At 62.4% G+C, this 16,294-nt stretch carries 17 protein-coding genes; 11 read left to right on the top strand and 6 right to left on the bottom strand.

All coding sequences use genetic code 11. The features are described 5' to 3' along the window. Window positions 1–105: 105 nt before the first annotated feature. From CQ020_RS00655 to CQ020_RS00675, 5 genes are all read right to left on the bottom strand, one after another. Window positions 106–498, bottom strand: a complete 393-nt coding sequence (locus tag CQ020_RS00655) for an ankyrin repeat domain-containing protein (protein WP_105690102.1) — start codon at window positions 496–498, stop codon at window positions 106–108. Continuing rightward, the gene (locus CQ020_RS00660) at window positions 495–1,580 is read right to left on the bottom strand and encodes a folate-binding protein YgfZ (protein WP_105690103.1); all 1,086 of its coding nucleotides are present in this window, start codon (window positions 1,578–1,580) and stop codon (window positions 495–497) included. The genes CQ020_RS00655 and CQ020_RS00660 overlap by 4 nt, the downstream gene beginning before the upstream one ends. Before the next feature lie 39 nt (window positions 1,581–1,619). Further along, a complete protein-coding gene (locus CQ020_RS00665; RefSeq protein WP_105690104.1) occupies window positions 1,620–2,342 on the bottom strand; it encodes a flavodoxin family protein in 723 nt (240 codons plus the stop codon). Window positions 2,343–2,393: 51 nt separating this feature from the next. Beyond that, window positions 2,394–2,993 carry an FABP family protein gene (locus CQ020_RS00670; RefSeq protein WP_105690105.1) on the bottom strand — a complete coding sequence of 200 codons (600 nt, stop codon included), beginning with the start codon at window positions 2,991–2,993 and terminating at the stop codon, window positions 2,394–2,396. 166 nt (window positions 2,994–3,159) lie between these two features. Beyond that, window positions 3,160–3,894 carry a permease gene (locus tag CQ020_RS00675; protein ID WP_105690106.1) on the bottom strand — a complete coding sequence of 245 codons (735 nt, stop codon included), beginning with the start codon at window positions 3,892–3,894 and terminating at the stop codon, window positions 3,160–3,162. 260 nt (window positions 3,895–4,154) lie between these two features. Between CQ020_RS00675 and CQ020_RS00680 the strand changes: the two genes are divergently transcribed. The 10 genes from CQ020_RS00680 to asd all read left to right on the top strand — a co-directional run bounded on the left by CQ020_RS00680 (window position 4,155) and on the right by asd (window position 14,423). Continuing rightward, entirely contained in the window at window positions 4,155–4,853 is a 699-nt protein-coding gene (locus tag CQ020_RS00680; protein WP_024817619.1) for a response regulator transcription factor, read from the top strand. Window positions 4,854–5,116: 263 nt separating this feature from the next. Next, entirely contained in the window at window positions 5,117–6,088 is a 972-nt protein-coding gene (mshD, locus tag CQ020_RS00685) for a mycothiol synthase (RefSeq protein WP_105690107.1), read from the top strand. Window positions 6,089–6,191: 103 nt separating this feature from the next. After that, on the top strand, window positions 6,192–8,441 hold the full coding sequence (locus CQ020_RS00690) for an RNA degradosome polyphosphate kinase (RefSeq protein WP_024817621.1): 2,250 nt from the start codon (window positions 6,192–6,194) through the stop codon (window positions 8,439–8,441). Between the two features lie 9 nt (window positions 8,442–8,450). Further along, window positions 8,451–9,419 (top strand): NUDIX hydrolase, encoded by a 969-nt coding sequence (locus tag CQ020_RS00695; protein WP_105690108.1) that lies wholly within the window; start codon window positions 8,451–8,453, stop codon window positions 9,417–9,419. Between the two features lie 69 nt (window positions 9,420–9,488). Continuing rightward, window positions 9,489–11,135 carry a hypothetical protein gene (locus CQ020_RS00700; RefSeq protein ID WP_146117215.1) on the top strand — a complete coding sequence of 549 codons (1,647 nt, stop codon included), beginning with the start codon at window positions 9,489–9,491 and terminating at the stop codon, window positions 11,133–11,135. Then, complete coding sequence (locus CQ020_RS00705) at window positions 11,132–11,524, top strand: GntR family transcriptional regulator (RefSeq protein WP_105690110.1); 393 nt, start codon at window positions 11,132–11,134, stop codon at window positions 11,522–11,524. Before CQ020_RS00700 ends, CQ020_RS00705 begins: the two co-directional genes overlap by 4 nt. Continuing rightward, on the top strand, window positions 11,521–12,324 hold the full coding sequence (locus tag CQ020_RS00710; RefSeq protein ID WP_105690111.1) for a thymidylate synthase: 804 nt from the start codon (window positions 11,521–11,523) through the stop codon (window positions 12,322–12,324). Before CQ020_RS00705 ends, CQ020_RS00710 begins: the two co-directional genes overlap by 4 nt. Beyond that, entirely contained in the window at window positions 12,321–12,932 is a 612-nt protein-coding gene (locus CQ020_RS00715; RefSeq protein ID WP_105690112.1) for a dihydrofolate reductase, read from the top strand. The genes CQ020_RS00710 and CQ020_RS00715 overlap by 4 nt, the downstream gene beginning before the upstream one ends. A gap of 2 nt (window positions 12,933–12,934) precedes the next feature. Further along, a complete protein-coding gene (locus tag CQ020_RS00720; RefSeq protein WP_105690113.1) occupies window positions 12,935–13,168 on the top strand; it encodes an NF038396 family protein in 234 nt (77 codons plus the stop codon). Window positions 13,169–13,280: 112 nt separating this feature from the next. Continuing rightward, window positions 13,281–14,423 carry an aspartate-semialdehyde dehydrogenase gene (gene asd, locus CQ020_RS00725; protein WP_024817628.1) on the top strand — a complete coding sequence of 381 codons (1,143 nt, stop codon included), beginning with the start codon at window positions 13,281–13,283 and terminating at the stop codon, window positions 14,421–14,423. Between the two features lie 136 nt (window positions 14,424–14,559). Here the strand turns inward: asd and CQ020_RS00730 are convergent, their stop codons facing one another. Next, a complete protein-coding gene (locus CQ020_RS00730) occupies window positions 14,560–15,690 on the bottom strand; it encodes a winged helix DNA-binding domain-containing protein (protein WP_105690114.1) in 1,131 nt (376 codons plus the stop codon). Between the two features lie 85 nt (window positions 15,691–15,775). Between CQ020_RS00730 and CQ020_RS00735 the strand changes: the two genes are divergently transcribed. After that, window positions 15,776–16,255 carry a hypothetical protein gene (locus CQ020_RS00735; RefSeq protein WP_105690115.1) on the top strand — a complete coding sequence of 160 codons (480 nt, stop codon included), beginning with the start codon at window positions 15,776–15,778 and terminating at the stop codon, window positions 16,253–16,255. Window positions 16,256–16,294: the final 39 nt, after the last annotated feature.

A 16,294-nucleotide genomic window follows, 5' to 3' on the forward strand; every position in this document is an offset into this window, starting at 1 on the left:
CCCCCTTCCGGATCAAATATTCCACAACAACTATTCCACGTGGAGTATCCGGGCGCAAGAAAGCCCGGCCGCCAAGCGACCGGGCCGTTCCTGTATTTGGCTGCGTCAGCCCAGCAGGGCTTGAATCTCCGACCTGGCGAACATAGTGGCGGCGTCGCGCGCGGAGGGCGTTCCGGCGTCGGGATCCGCTCCAGCATCCAGCAAAACCCGGGCGACACCGGTGTACCCCTTGAAGACGGCACCGGCGAGTGGTGTCTGACCGCGGTCGTTGGCGGCATTGACGTCCGCACCGTGATGGAGGATGAGCTGCACAGCTTCCTCGTGCCCGTGATAGGCGGCCAGCATCAGGAGGGAGTCGCCGGCGGCGTTGGTCAACGTGGCAGGCGCGCCGGCATTCAAGTAACCACGCAGAAGTTCAGTGTCACCTTCGCGGGCAGCATCAAACAGTGCGTGGGCCAGGGCCAACGTTTCGTCGTCGGGTCCTGCATCTTGGCTCATCGGTGGGGTCCCTTCAGGAATCCGGTCTGGCGCCCGACAACCTGGCCGGCGTCGGGGGCGACGATCACTTCCTGGGCTGCGATGTAAGGCTCTTCACCGTCCATCACCGTCAGGGTTTCCTCCGCCGAAATGGACCGCTTAATCACGGCCAAAGCAACAGGCCCCATCTCAAAGTGCTGCGCCACCGATGTCAGCGTACCTACCTTGCGCTCCCCGGCAAATACAACACTGCCAACAGCCGGCAACGTGTGTTGTGAGCCATCAAGCTGCAAGAACACCAGCCGCCGTGGCGGATGGCCGAGGTTGTGGACGCGCGCTATGGTCTCCTGGCCCTTGTAACAGCCCTTGTTCAGATGCACGGAGGTCCTCAAGAGATCAAGCTCATGAGGAATGGTCTTCTCATCAGTTTCGGCACCCAAGCGGGGCCGCCACGCAGCAACACGCAACGCATCCGCCGCCATGGCACCTGCCAAAGGCAGACCTTCCACGGATTGTTCGAGATCGGCGGCCGGGACAAGGTACTCAAACCAGGGGCGCTCGAGGCCGGGATGCGATTCCTCGGGGACGACGCTGTAGGCATAGCCGCCAGGGCTGACGTGCGGCCACGGATCCTCCCACACCAAGCTGGCGGAAAGCTGTTCCACGGGCTTGGTGGCACCCACCACCGCCCATTGCTCGGAAACGTCCGCGATCTCAACGCGGAGCATGAACTTCATCCTGTTCAACCACTCGGCCAAGGGACCCGCCTCGGCGGTCTCCACGATCAGCCACGTAGTGCCGCCGTCGTCAATGACGCGGGCATCAAACTCGATGCGACCCTGGACACTGAGCAGCAGCAGTTCACTGGCGACGCCGGGCTGAAGGTTGGTGAGCTGCTGTGACGAGAGCGTGTTGAGCCAGCTGAGCCGATCCGGACCGGCCACGGTCACCACGCCACGGTGCGAAAGGTCCACGACGGCGGTACCGGTTGCCAGGGCGCGCTGCTCCCGCAGCGGTTCACCGTAGTGGGCCGCTACGCCGGCGTCGAGGCCGGTATCTTCAACAGCGCCAGGGCGCGACAACAGGGGGCTCTTGTAAGTCATATGTAGTAGAAGTCCTTGCGGCTCAGGGGTATTCCGGTATCAGCGGTATTCCGGGTTTTCGAAATCGAATCGGGTGCCCGCCTTCCATTCCTCCGGCAGGTTGCCGTAGGCAGGGATTCCCCCGGCATCCCGCAGGAGTTTGGCCATGTGGAGCAGGTTCCACGTCATGAAGGTGGTGTTCCTGTTAGTAAAATCACTCTCCGGCCCGCCTGATCCTTCATCAAGATAGCTGGGCCCGGGCCCCACCGGACCGATCCACCCGGCGTCGGCCTGTGGAGGAATGGTGAAGCCGATGTGTTGGAGGCTGTACAGCACATTCATGGAACAGTGCTTGATTCCGTCCTCGTTGCCTGTGATGAGGCAACCGCCCACCTTGGGGTAGAACGCCCATTGGCCGTTGCTGGTGAGCTCGCCCGAATGTGCGTACAAGCGTTCGATGAGCTTCTTGGTTTGGGACGAGTTGTCCCCCAACCAGATAGGCCCGGCGATCACGACGATGTCCGCGCCGCGGACTTCAGGGTAGATCTCCGGCCATTCATCGGTCTTCCAGCCGTGCTCGCGCATGTCCGGATACACACCACTGGCAATATCAAGGTCAACCGTCCGGAAAAGACGGGTAGTGACGCCCTGCTTCTCCATGATGTCCCGACTGATCTTAATGAGGCCATCCGTGTTGCTGAGCTGCGGAGAAGGTTTCAGCGTGCCATTAAAGAAGACGGCCTTGAGGCCCTCATAGCCTTCCGGTTTGAGGTGGGTGTTCACTTTCTGCTCCTTCTGCTGGCTGCTTGCTGGAACGTACGGTGAGGCCTCGGGTCAGGACACCTTGTGAAGGAATGCCGAGGCGTGCGCTTCAAGAGCCTTGCCGCTGGCAGCGACGTCCCACCGCCACAGGAGGTTTCCGTCAACCAAACCAAAGATCCGCGTTGCCGCCGTGTACTCCTTGGAGTGGCTGCCGCGCATCACCATGTCGGTGCTCAGCTGGATCTGTGGTCCCTTGATTTGGCCGTAGTAGAGCTCAGTGATTCCGCCCGGATGCGAGATGGACACCGAAATGTCGAAACCGCCCTCCTTGTTGCGACGCTCTTCGACTTCGTCAGCTGTCTTGAGGACGGGGACGATGTCGGCCGGAATCAGACCCGGACCTCCGTCGCCTTCTTCAAGCTTCCGCTCCAAAGCCCAGAATCCCGTCTCTACGGTCAACGGCCGCAACTTTTCGCCGGCGTCATCGCTGATCCAGGTCTCGGCCCTGTACTGCAAGTACGGGAGCCCGTTGTGGGTGAACGACACATGCTGGACGAAATGCTCGGAATCCTCGTCTCCGCTGCCGAGCCGGCCGCGGCCTTCCCACTCACCAATGAGCCAGGAAAGGGGGACGAGTTCAGGCGTCAGATCTGTAGGGATCTCAATAGGCACAACGATTACCTCTGTTGGGCTGCAGGATCAGAAGGGTTACTTCTGGCCCTGGAAAAGGCGGTAGACGACAAAGCCCGCAAACCACGCCATGGCGACGCTGGCCAGGCCAAGGAGAACGAGGAAGAAGATTTCAAATGCGAGTACAGACATGATGCAATCCTAACCGTTAGTAGATGAGTAGTTTGTCTATGAAGTAAGCCAAGGCCCCCACAGCCCAAACAGGCGCCACGCCCATTCCTACTGCTGCCGGGATATTGAGCCGCCCCCGCCGGAGGGTTGTCATACGCCGGAAACACACCAGGACAGATCCCACCACAACGCCCACCAAGGCTGCGGGAAGCACGGCGATATCCGAGAAAACCAGACCTGCCAGCGGTCCCATGAGTCCGGCCATCACCACCCCCAGCGGAGCCACGATGCGATCCGGCCAGCGGATGATTCCCACCATCAGGGCCACTGCCGCGCTGAGGCCAGCCACGAGGACCATCTCCTTGACCCCATTGAACCGGGCACTGGCGATCCACCCCGCGCCCAGGCAATTCAGCAAAACACCGGCGGAGCAGCCAAGAGTGGATTCCAGGCGTTGGGCCTGCCCCGTACCCCTGATCAGTTGGACCACGAACACCGCCATCACGCCCAGGGCCACGAATGCCGGGGTACCGTCCAGGAAACCGGGCGCCGGCACGTAGGCAGCAGCGACAGCCGATCCTGCACCGGCAAGCCCAATAACGGAGGCCAACGTTTTCTTGGCGGGAACAGCCAGGAAATGCGGCCAGCCGATCCCCACAGCCGCGGACGCCGCGATGCCTGCACCCACCATGGCTTCCCGGGAAACGAAGGTGCTGGCCACGATGGCTGCGAGCGCCACGAGTCCAAATACCCCGATGCTCCAAGACTTCACTGTGTGCCGACCTCAATCCGATGTGCCTTACGACCTCTCGACAATCCTGCCTTAAGCCGGCCCAATATGTCGTAATTCCAGCGCTTGCCTGTCACGAATCCATGTGTCGCAAGGCACTGATGGGTATACTCAGACTTCAACAGCGCACTGTTTTCGCCACAATCCCGTTACAACGGTAGAGGCGGACCATGCGTTGTGACCGACCGGTGAGACTCCGGTTTCGACGCCCGATGATGCGCGTACAGCCCATTGGAGGAACTATGTCGCACATCCTGCTCCTAACGAACAGCACCGGCTCTTCGGTGGACATTTTGCCTGCCTTGGAGTTGTTGAACCACCGTGTGCACATCCTCCCGGCAGAACCCACCGCACTACTGGAAACGGACCCCACGGACATCGTCTTCCTGGATGCCCGCAAGGATCTGGTGGGTGCCCGTTCACTCACCCAGTTGCTGAAAGCCACCGGCCTCAGCGCGCCGCTCATGCTGATTCTTACCGAGGGCGGCATGGCTGCCGTCTCCTCCGCATGGGCAGTTGATGACATTGTGCTGGACTCTGCAGGCCCTGCCGAAGTGGAAGCACGCATCCGCCTCGCCATGGCGCGGGCTGTCACCGGCGAAGAAGAGACCCAGACCGAAATCCGGGCCGCCGGCGTCGTGATTGACGAGGCCAGCTACACCGCACGCGTCAACGGCCAGCCACTGAACCTGACGTTCAAGGAATTCGAGCTCCTGAAGTACCTGGCACAGCACCCCGGCCGGGTCTTCACCCGCCAGCAGTTGCTGACCGAAGTGTGGGGCTACGACTACTACGGTGGCACACGGACCGTGGACGTCCACATCCGGCGGCTTCGAGCCAAGCTTGGCGTGGATCACGAGAACCTGATCAGCACGGTCCGCAACGTTGGCTACCGGCTCACTCTTGTCCGCCTCACGGACGAAGAGTTGTCAGAGGCCTGAGCACCCGGCCAGAAAAACTTCAGGCACCGCCCAGACATTTCCCACTACACACAGAAAAGGCCAGGATCTCATTGATCCTGGCCTTTCCTCTGACGTCTTGGTGGAGGACATACGGGTCGAACGTATCGAGGCCACCCCACTGGTGGATCCCCCCTGTGTTTGACCTACGGGTAAACCGCAAAGCCGAACGAGATAACGAGACTACCTCCCATTTCCAAGGACATCAAATCACGCGGCTTGCACCGGACGTATAGCCTTGCATCATGAGTCACGCGCACCCGGAAAACTGGCCCGTACTGATTATTGCCGGCGCCTTGGACAGTGAACTCCTCAGGGACGTCACTGCCCTCGCCGCTGCCGCCGGGGAGTCCGATGGGAATCCCCCGTTCTCCGAGCAAACATTGGTCATGCTGCGCGGCGCAGACGCCGGGGACCACTCTGTGCTCTCCTTCGTCCTCTATGCCCCTGACGAAGACTCGGACCCGGCCACTGGAGAAGACCTGGCGGGTGTCGCCGTCGTCGTCGAAAGTGGTGACGGGAGCGGCGTGCTGGAGTTGGCAGTTCACCCCAGCTACCGCAACCAGGGTGTTGCCGGGAAGCTCCTGGGCGCCCTGCAGGCCAAGCGGGGCCTCAAGGGATTAAGTGCGTGGTCTCATGGCAACCACGAGGCCGCCGCCGAGCTCGCCACCCGCTTCGGCTATGGTCCAGTGCGTGAACTGTGGAAGATGCGGCTGATGTCTTCCGCCGCTGCACTGCCCGACGCCGGGCTCCCGGACGGTGTTTCGCTCCGCGCCTTCGGACCAGGCCGGGATGAGCAGGCGTGGCTGGCAGCCAACAGGGCCGCGTTCTCCCACCACCCAGAGCAGGGTTCCATGACGTTGGCGGATCTTGAAGCGCGCAAGGCTGAAGACTGGTTTGACCCTGAAGGCTTCCTGCTGGCCGTCAATCCTGATGGTGAGCTGTTGGGATTCCACTGGACCAAGGTTCACCCCCGGCAAGGTCCACACCCGGCCATCGGCGAGGTCTACGTGGTGGGGGTGACTCCGGCGGCGCAGGGTTTGGGCCTGGGCAAGGCCCTTACCGTTGCGGGCATCAAGCACCTCCAGGACCAAGGCCTGCATGCTGTGATGCTCTACGTGGACGCCGACAATGAGCCAGCAGTAGCTCTATATCAGAAACTCGGCTTTGTTCGTTGGGACACCGATGTGATGTATGGGCCTTTAACCAAAAATTAACCTGACGGGATCACTTGCCTGAAAGCCGGTGACATCTTGGATTCGAGCGCCGGAATTGCTTGTAATGTGGGAGGAAACCCCGTCCTGAGCTTAGGAGAACCCCATGCAGCCGGACCCCGTCGGCACCGCCGGATCCACCTCGAAGGGAGCAACACTGCCCCCGCGCTTCGGATCATCGGAAGTGCCGGCTTCGCGAGCCACTCAGGACCGCATCGATATTCCGGAATTCGCACCGAGCCTGGAGCCCGAAGGCGACATCTCCCCGGACCGCTTCCTGGACCGCGAACTCAGCTGGCTGGCCTTCAATTCCCGCGTGCTGGAGCTCGCTGAAGATCCCGACCTTTTCCTGCTGGAACGTGTCAGCTTCCTGTCCATTTTCGCGTCCAACCTGGACGAGTTCTTCATGGTTCGGGTGGCCGGCCTCAAGCGGCGTATCGCCACGGGTTTGGCCGTGCCCTCCCCCGCGGGCCTGAGCCCCATTGAGGTGCTGGAACAGATCAGCGAAGAGGCCCATAGGCTACAGGAACGTCACGCACGGGTCTTCGCTGAGCAGATCCGCCCTGCGCTGGCCTACGAGCACATCCACATCATGCACTGGAATGAACTGGATGAGGATGCCCGCCACCGGATCAGCATCATGTTCCAGGAGAAGGTCTTCCCCATCCTGACGCCGCTGGCTGTGGACCCTGCGCACCCCTTCCCCTATATCTCCGGGCTCTCCCTCAACCTCGCCGTGATCGTCAGCAACCCGATCAGCGACAAGGAACTCTTTGCACGCGTCAAGGTGCCGGACCAGCTGCCCCGCCTCATTTCCGTGGACGGACCGCGGGCAGGCGCCATCCCGGGCCGTGTAGCCCGGTTCATCGCGTTGGAAGAAGTCATTGCCGTCCACCTGGATAAGCTCTTCCCCGGCATGGAAGTCCTGGAGCACCACACCTTCCGCGTCACGCGCAATGAGGACCTGGAAGTAGAAGAGGACGACGCCGAGAACCTCCTGCAGGCTTTGGAGAAGGAACTCCTGCGTCGGCGCTTTGGCCCGCCGGTCCGCCTCGAGGTGACCACGGACATCAACCCGAACATCAAGGCTCTGCTGATCCGCGAACTGGGTGTTGAAGAGTCCGAGGTCTACTCAGTTCCCGCGCCGTTGGATCTCCGCGGACTGTCAGCTATCAGTGCCATTGATCGCGCTGATCTGCACTACCCCAAGCATGTCCCGCACACGTCCCGGTACCTCAACGAGTCCGAGACGTCGAAGGCCGCCAACGTCTTTGCCGCCATGCGGCGCAGGGACATCTTGCTCCACCACCCGTATGACTCGTTCTCCACCTCCGTCCAGGCTTTCCTGGAGCAGGCGGCCGCGGATCCCAAGGTGCAGGCCATCAAGCAGACCCTGTACCGGACCTCGGGTGACTCCCCCATTGTTGACGCCCTCATTGATGCCGCGGAAGCAGGCAAGCAGGTCCTGGCCCTTGTGGAGATCAAGGCCCGCTTTGATGAACAGGCCAACATTTCCTGGGCGCGCAAGCTGGAACAGGCCGGCGTTCACGTGGTGTACGGCATTGTGGGCCTGAAAACTCACTGTAAGTTGTCCTTGGTTGTTCGACAGGAAGTGGATGGCCTCCGCCGCTACTGCCACATCGGCACCGGCAACTACCACCCGCGCACGGCTCGCTATTACGAAGACCTTGGCCTCCTGACGGCCAACGAGCAAGTGGGCGAGGACCTGTCCAAACTGTTCAACCAGCTCTCCGGGTACGCCCCGAAGTCCACGTTCAAGAGGTTGCTAGTTGCGCCGCGATCGGTGCGGGCAGGTTTGATGGACAGGATTGAAGCCGAAATCCGCCATGCCCAGGCCGGTGCTCCCGGATTGGTGCAGATCAAGGTCAACTCCATGGTGGACGAAGCCATCATCGATGCCCTTTACCGGGCTTCGCAGGCCGGCGTGAAGGTTGACGTCGTGGTGCGCGGCATCTGCTCCTTGCGCCCCGGCGTCCCGGGACTCAGCGAAAACATCAGGGTCCGTTCCGTTCTGGGCCGCTTCCTTGAACACTCACGCGTCTTTGCCTTTGGAAACGGTGGCGAGCCCGTGGTGTACATCGGCTCCGCCGACATGATGCACCGCAACCTGGACCGTCGCGTGGAGGCACTGGTTCAGTTGGCCAGCAAGGAAGACACAGCTACTGTCATGGACCTGCTGCGCCGCTACGTTGACGACGGGACCGCCAGTTGGCACCTGGACAACAGCGGACACTGGACCAGGTTCCACTTGGACGAGGATGGCAAGCCGCTCCTGGACATGCAGTCCTGGCTCTTGGAGTCGCGTTCACGGCAGCGCGCATCGGCCCGGCGGTAGAGGAACCACTTGAACAGCGATACCCCCGTGGCGGATCAATCAGACCACCCCGGCGAGCCGGTGGCCGTTATAGCCGCCGGCGCCATTCCCTGGCGCATCACCAAGGGTGCCCTTGAGGTCCTCCTGATCCATCGTCCCCGTTATGACGATTGGTCATGGCCCAAAGGAAAGCTCGACGCCGGGGAAACAGTTCCCGAGTGCGCTGCCCGTGAAGTGTGGGAAGAGATAGGTCTTCAAGCCCCGCTGGGCATACCTCTTCCGCCAATTCACTACCATGTCAGTGCCGGTTTGAAGGTGGTCAGGTACTGGGCAGTGAAGGTCAACGGCGCCCAGCTTCGGCCCGATGGCAAAGAAGTGGACAGCGTCATGTGGTGCAGCCCTGACCGGGCAGCGGGCTTCTTGAGCAACCCCACGGATGTAGCGCCCCTCGAATACCTTGAGAAGGCCCACGTCCGCGGCGAACTGGACACGTGGCCGCTGGTGTTGATCCGTCACGCCAAGGCAAAGCCCCGGTCTTCGTGGACCAAGGCGGAGGGTGACCGTCCCTTGGCTGCCACGGGTCAGCGACAGGCGGTGGCCGTGCAGCGCCTCTTGGAGGTGTGGAAACCTCAACGTGTTGTGACCAGCCCGTGGGCCCGCTGCGTAGCGACCATTGCCCCCTATGCCAAGGCCAGCGGAGCCAAGGTGAAACTGGTGGAGGCCCTGACGGAGCACCACCACCAGCGCTCCCCCAAGAAGACGGCTGCGGCCGTTGAGGCGTTGTTCGACAAACAGGTGCCCATTGCCGTTTGTACTCACCGCCCGGCTTTACCCACGGCGTTGAAGCAGCTGGGCCAACACATGTCGCAGGCCCTGCGTGCCCTCCTTCCCACAACGGATCCTTTCCTTTCTCCCGGCGAAGTCATTGTTTGCCAGGTAGCGCGGGGATCCGAGCGGAAGATTGTGTCTGTGGAGCAGGTCAAGCCGTTCGACGACTGACCCGTCAAGCGGCTTGACCCTCACTTCTTTGTGTCAGTAGATTGATACAAAAGATGTGGGGGTCTTGCCGTGATTGTTCTGCCAACAATGTTTTTCCTGGGACCGGTAGTCGGTGCCATCATCGTTTACCTGTTTCTGAGGATGCAGGTCTGGTCCAAGCCTGATGCCCAATCCGTTGCCTCACATGGGCTCTGGGTGGGAATCATTGGCTGGATGGCCAGTTCCTTGCAGGGTGCCATGAGCGCCGGAATCATCCGGTCGAATCCCCTGGGATCAAGCGCTCCTGCAACTCCGGACCAGATCGCCAACGCACTCGCCTGGCCAATTGCCGCGTGCCTCACCGTCCATGCACTTGGTCAGCTGAGCTACCCTGCACCGAAGGCACCACGCCGGTACGCAGAACTGAAGGTCCGGAGGATCAGGGACTTCCTTCCCCGCAAACTGGCTTGGACCACGGCAGCCATCTTCGGCTACGCAGCTTTGGCCATCGCTTGGATCGCAGTCTTGCCGGCGCACACAGCCGTGCCGCCTACGCCGCCGGGCCAGTCGCCACCTGAGGACAACGGCTACATGGGCCAAGGGCAGGACGGCCGGATTCCGGGCGTGGAACTGGCCCTTTGGCTCGGCGGGACCTTGCTGGTCCTGGCCTTGGGAACGTGGCTGGTGCTCCTCCTGATTGCCCGCCGACGCCAATTGGAAACGCTCGACGGCGATGACAACCGAACGCTCCGGACAATAGCCACCAACCGGCTGCTTCGGACCGTGGCGACTATCGCCGCCGGGCTCGCGAGTATCGCCGGGAACTTCGCAGCGCAACCGGCCCCCGGAGCCGTGTGGCAGTCATCCTGGTTCAACGTGCTGGGGTTCATCAACCTGGCAGTTCTCGCGGCAATGTGGTGGTGGCGGGTTCCTGAACTTCCGTCGATCCTCAAAACCTCTCAACCCACGAGCGCAAAAACACTCCGTACCGATCCCCTAACCCATGGAGCCGCCCGGCTCAGCATTTCCCTTGGCGCAGTGTTGGGCGTGATTGGTGGACTTGCACTAGTGGCGGGTGTTGTGGCGATCCTGGTGGCCTCACGCCCCCTGGACCCGTGGGCTTTTCCCACTGTGATCGCCATCGCCGCCGCGGCCCTCTTGACAGCCATTGCCGCCGGAGAGGTGTTGATGGCGCGAAACTACGGTCAACCCGAAGCTCAGGCTCTTTGGCCCCGGCAGCCCGTATCGCCTGGTCTGCTCTCCTTCGCAATCGGAAGCGCCGCGATATTTGCCGTGGCAATGGCTTTCGCCGTGGCCGCGGAAGCACAGACGCCCGCCCCCAAGACCTGGCCGGCTACTCTTCTTCTCTCCGCGGTAGTTGCCGCGGCGGGTGCGGCTGCCATCCTTGCCGTGCGCCGCCGTCGTGGTATCCCGGAAAGGGAGGGCGAGGCAGGCCTGGACGCCGCGCTGAAGGCTATCAGCCTGTATCGAATCGTGAGGACATTGGCCGCGTACTGCCTCGGACAGGCCGCAGCGCTGCTCATGATCACCGACGATGCGTGGTACAGCGTATTTTCAGGAGGCGGCGGCGAATACCCGTTGGCACCCAGCCCGGCCATCACAGTGGGCATGGTCTTGGCTGCCATCGCCGTGATTGTCGCAGTGGTGCCGGTTCGCAGCCTGCTCGGAACCATCCCCCGCGTTGATCCTGCCCATCATGGGGAACGGGCGCAATGACTGCCGGAATCACGGTGGATCTTGCTGATCCTGTGCCACCCTTCGAACAAATCCGCAGGCAACTCAGCTCCCTGATAGCCGTGGGCGTCCTGGAACCAGGAAGCCGCCTGCCCACGGTGCGCAGCCTGGCCGCGGACCTCGGAATCGCCGCCGGAACCGTGGCACGCGCTTACAAAGAACTCGAGCAGCAGGGATTGATCGAATCACGACGACGGAACGGGACTGTCGTCGTCGGGCCGCCTCAGGCGCCGCACGGCACTGTCCGGGCAGACGCCGCGGTGATTGCCGCCGTCGACGGCCTCATCCGGACGGCTCGTGACGCCGGCATTGGTGACGACACTCTCATTGATCTGGTTCGAGGCAGGCTGGCCAGTAAGCTGGACTCGTGAGCATCCCCACCCCTTATGAAGACCTCCTGCGCGATGTCATGGCCAACGGCACGCACAAGTCGGACCGCACCGGAACCGGAACGCGCAGCGTTTTTGGACGCCAGCTGAGGTTCGATCTTGCCAAGAGCTTCCCGCTGATCACCACCAAGCGGGTCCACTTCAAATCCGTGGCAGTTGAACTCCTGTGGTTCCTGCGCGGCGACTCGAACGTGAAATGGATGCAGGACCAAGGCGTCTCCATCTGGGACGAATGGGCGGATGCCGACGGCGAGCTGGGACCGGTGTACGGCGTCCAGTGGCGCAGCTGGCCCACTCCCGACGGCGGGCACATCGACCAGATCTCCGAGCTCATGACCAATCTGGCCGCCAACCCCGATTCCCGGCGCCACATTGTGTCCGCGTGGAACGTCTCCGAACTCAAAGACATGGCGCTTCCCCCATGCCACGCGTTCTTCCAGTTCTATGTGGCCGACGGCAAACTGTCCTGCCAGCTGTACCAGCGTTCCGCGGACACTTTCCTGGGCGTCCCCTTCAACATTGCCTCCTACGCGCTGCTGACGCGCATGGTGGCGCAGCAGCTTGGGCTTGAGCCCGGCGAATTCGTCTGGACCGGTGGCGACGTCCATGTCTACGACAACCACGTGGACCAAGTTGCCGAGCAGCTCAGCCGCGAGCCGTATGAGTACCCGCAATTGAAGATCCTCCGCACACCGGACTCCATCTTCGATTACACGCTGGATGACTTTGAGGTTGTGGACTATCGCCACCACCCCACCATCAAGGCGCCGATCGCGGTATGAGCACTTCGGAGAATCCCTCGCAGCTTCCCGGCGTCATCTTCACCCAGGAGACCGCGGCCCGCATGACGGGCATCGGACTGGTGTGGGCCCAGACCAAGGCCGGCGTGATCGGCAAAGACGGATCCATGCCATGGCACCTGCCCGAAGACCTCAAGCACTTCAGTCAGCTCACTACCGGACACCCCGTCATCATGGGCCGCAAAACGTGGTTGTCCTTCCCCGAAAAGTACCGTCCCCTTCCGGGCCGCACCAATATTGTGGTGACCCGCAACGCGGAGTGGGCTTCCACGCCCGAGGCCGAGGGCGCCGTCGTTGTTTCCTCCCTGGACGCGGCCCTGCTGGAATCGCAGTTCGCCCCCGGCGGCCAGAAAGTGTGGATTATCGGTGGCGGCGAAATCTTTGAACAATCCATGGGCATCGCCAACCTGGCGGTCATCACCATCATTGACGCCGACCTGGAGGGTGACACCTATGCCCCCGAGCTCGGTGATGATTGGACCTTCGACGCCGTAGCCCCGGCCGAGGGCTGGCTCACCGCCAAGAACGGCACCAATTACCGGTTCACCACATGGCGCCGGAACGCAGACCAGGAAAGCCAAGAGAGCTAAGCATGCTGAAAAAACCAGAAACCCTGTTCGTGCTGGGCTACATGCTTCTGCCGCTTTTCGCCCTGATCTCCGCCATTGTGGGGCTCACCATGATCCTGGGCGGTAACAAGATTGCCGGGATCATCGTGCTGATCGTCGTCACGCAGCTGTTTACGTTTGGCGCGTTCTTTGCCCTGCGTAAGCGCAAAGCTGTCCTCCGGCAGGAACACTCACAGGAACAAGCCGGCAGCCTCTAGCACCCCCGCTTCTTGTCAGCTTGCTCCTCCGCGAGGCACGTCCCGTCGTCGTGCAGTGCGTGCGTGACGTAACCAACAGCGGCACTGAGCCCCGAAAGTTTAGACTTGGTCAATGACTACAGCAGCTAATCCGTCCGTTGGACTGGTCGGTTGGCGTGGCATGGTCGGCTCCGTCCTGATGCAACGCATGCAGGACGAGAACGACTTCGCCAACATCAACCCGGTATTTTTCTCCACCTCGAACGCAGGAGGTGCCGCCCCGTCCTTCGCTGAGGGGGCTGGCAAGCTCGAGGACGCGTTCGATATTGAGACGCTGGCCAAGCTGCCGATTATTGTCACCGCCCAAGGTGGCGACTACACCAAGCAGGTCCACGGCGAGCTCCGCAACCGCGGCTGGGATGGCCTGTGGATTGACGCTGCCTCCACCTTGCGCATGAACGACGACTCGATCATCGTGCTGGACCCCATCAACCGCGACGTCATCGACGCCGGCCTGTCCGGTGGCGTGAAGGACTTCATCGGCGGCAACTGTACGGTCTCCTGCATGCTGATGGGCCTGGGCGGCTTGTTCAAGAACAACCTGGTGGAGTGGGGTACCTCCATGACATACCAGGCTGCCTCCGGTGGCGGCGCACGGCACATGCGTGAACTCCTCAACCAGTTCGGCACCCTCAACAACGAGGTCAGCAGTGAACTGGACGATCCTGCTTCGGCCATCCTCGAAATCGACCACAAGGTCCTTGCCGCCCAGCGCACCGGCGTTGACGCCACCCAGTTCGGCGTGCCGCTGGCCGGCTCCCTCATTCCGTGGATCGATGCCGACCTCGGCAACGGTCAGTCCAAGGAAGAGTGGAAGGCCGGCGTGGAAACCAACAAGATCCTCGGCACCGGCAACGGCACCGCAGGCAAGGACCACATCGCCATGGACGGCCTGTGCATCCGCATCGGCGCCATGCGCTCCCATTCCCAGGCCCTCACGCTCAAGCTGCGCGAAGACCTGTCCGTGACGGAAATCGAGAACCTCCTGGCCAAGGACAACGAATGGGCCAAGGTTGTTCCCAACACCAAGGAAGCCTCCATGGCGGACCTGACCCCCGTGGCTGCCTCCGGCACACTGGACATCCCCGTGGGCCGTATCCGCAAGCTCGAAATGGGCCCGGAATACATCAGCGCCTTCACCGTGGGAGACCAGCTCCTCTGGGGTGCGGCCGAGCCGCTCCGCCGCATGCTCAACATTGTGACGGGCAAGCTCTAGTCCTGCCCGGCTTAGGACGTCCCTAACCCGCTGTTCCGTTGCTGCCCGGCAACGGAACAGCGGGTTTTCGACGTCTTAGGGGCTCTGCGGGCAGGGCCTCGGGTCTCTGCGAGCCAGCTCAACCTGCTCAACCTGCTCAACCTGCCATGAACTTCAGGTAGGCGCGGCCCTGGGCTTGGAACGAGCGCTCGGCGGCCGCGCCCAGCTGCCCCGCGAACGGCTCTGGTAGCACGCTCACCGTTTTGCCGCTGGCCGGCCTGGCCCACGTCCCCACCACCTCACCGCCGGACACCATGATGCGTTTGAACACGCCGTTCTTCCCTGGGACCACCCGTTCGGCGAACTCCGGGGCGAGGACGAGGCTCCGGTCCTGGTAGCCGAGCAGGAACTCGTCGAACCCCGGGAGCGCCAGCATCGAGCGTGAGCCGGGGACGTCGTCGTCGAGCATTGCTGCTGTCTCCGGTGAGAGCCAATAACTACTGCCGCCGAGCTGCAGCTCAACCAAACGGTCCTGCACCTCGTTGAGGGCGGCCCGGGCCTCGGTGAGGGGAATCTGGCTCCACCAGGCAAAATCCTTGATGGTGGCAGGGCCGTGGCTCCGGACGTAGCGGAACAGCAGCTCGGCGATCCCTTCTTGGCGATCCAACTCCCTGGAGTCCGGAATCCACTCGTCGAATGGCACGAACAGTTGCTGCACACCCACCTTGCCATTGGCCCCCGCCATGGGCCCCTGTACCAGCCACGCGCGCTGGCACAGACTCCCCAACAAGTGGATGCCCCGCTGGGCTTTGGTGATCTGCCCAGCGTCCTCGAAAGCCTGGAACAGCTGCTCACGGCTGGCTCCCGGTGCGCCCCCTGCCTTGAGGACTTCAGCGGTTTTGAAAGCGATGTCCCTGCAATGGCTGATGTCCTCGGACGTGATGCCGAGCTCACGGTGACGCCCAGCCAGAGAGTTCATCAGCCGGCCACCGGTGATGCTCAAAATCCACTGGAGGTCCTCGGGGGCGAGCAAATGCAAAGTGCCGCGCATGGGCCACGAACGGACCACCGTCCCGGCGTCGAGGGCTGCACGAACGTCCGACGCAGCCGTTCCAGGGACCCGCTGCCCAACGGCCCACAAGGCTGAGCCGAGATCCTGCGCCTGCATGCACGTCATCCACCGGACCGCGTCCGGAACTGTGGGAAAGCCACCGCTCAACAGGCCTTGACTGACGAGCCGCAACCGGCCCATGACGCGGGGAGTGGGATTGGTTCTCTCGGCAGGCATGCTTCATCCTAAGAGGACCGTCCAGCACAGGGAACCTTGCCGTGCCTCCCAGCCGTCACCCAGCAGCGGATCCTAGGATGAGTTCATGCTTTTTGGTGATCTTGCTCCGTTCGTGCGGCCGATGAGCCGGTGGTTGGCTACCGCCGGCTGGTTCTGCACGCTCGCCGGGCTTGCCGCCGGGCTGATAGTAGCGGTAGGGACAGGTGTGAGTCTCTCCCCTGCAATGCAGGCAATCCAGACATTCAGCCTGGTGGCAACTGCAACTGCCGCGGTTCTGATCGGAACCGCTGCCGCCACCCAGCCTGTAGCCGACCGCGACGACGACGCCCCCGAGCCCTGGTTCTACCCGGCAGCCGCGGCGCAGGTCCGCAGCTTCCTTCTCGGAGCGATCGTCCTGCTCCTGGGCTTGGTGGGTTTCGCCACAGCCGGGCTGTTCATGCCCAGCGGACCGTCACCGCAGAGCATCGCGTTCAGCCAGATCTTCCTGTTGGGGGCGGTCAGTTGCGGGCTGACGTTCCTGCTCCTCAACAAGGTCCTGCCGATCGCGGAGCGGCGCACCCGCTGAGTTTGGCTTCGACGCCTGGCGCCGAGGGGCGACGTCTCG

The organism is Arthrobacter sp. MYb23 (genome assembly GCF_002979775.1).
In the GTDB taxonomy this organism is placed as follows: Bacteria; Actinomycetota; Actinomycetes; order Actinomycetales; family Micrococcaceae; genus Arthrobacter.

Bases quoted from the DNA above. Each gene is read 5' to 3' on its own strand.
- CQ020_RS00730 (WP_105690114.1), bottom strand. From the start codon at position 15,690: ATGCCTGCCGAGAGAACCAATCCCACTCCCCGCGTCATGGGCCGGTTG.
- asd (WP_024817628.1), top strand. From the start codon at position 13,281: ATGACTACAGCAGCTAATCCGTCCGTTGGACTGGTCGGTTGGCGTGGC.
- CQ020_RS00660 (WP_105690103.1), bottom strand. From the start codon at position 1,580: ATGACTTACAAGAGCCCCCTGTTGTCGCGCCCTGGCGCTGTTGAAGAT.
- CQ020_RS00655 (WP_105690102.1), bottom strand. From the start codon at position 498: ATGAGCCAAGATGCAGGACCCGACGACGAAACGTTGGCCCTGGCCCAC.
- mshD (WP_105690107.1), top strand. From the start codon at position 5,117: ATGAGTCACGCGCACCCGGAAAACTGGCCCGTACTGATTATTGCCGGC.
- CQ020_RS00690 (WP_024817621.1), top strand. From the start codon at position 6,192: ATGCAGCCGGACCCCGTCGGCACCGCCGGATCCACCTCGAAGGGAGCA.
- CQ020_RS00720 (WP_105690113.1), top strand. From the start codon at position 12,935: ATGCTGAAAAAACCAGAAACCCTGTTCGTGCTGGGCTACATGCTTCTG.
- CQ020_RS00705 (WP_105690110.1), top strand. From the start codon at position 11,132: ATGACTGCCGGAATCACGGTGGATCTTGCTGATCCTGTGCCACCCTTC.
- CQ020_RS00735 (WP_105690115.1), top strand. From the start codon at position 15,776: ATGCTTTTTGGTGATCTTGCTCCGTTCGTGCGGCCGATGAGCCGGTGG.
- CQ020_RS00680 (WP_024817619.1), top strand. From the start codon at position 4,155: ATGTCGCACATCCTGCTCCTAACGAACAGCACCGGCTCTTCGGTGGAC.
- CQ020_RS00715 (WP_105690112.1), top strand. From the start codon at position 12,321: ATGAGCACTTCGGAGAATCCCTCGCAGCTTCCCGGCGTCATCTTCACC.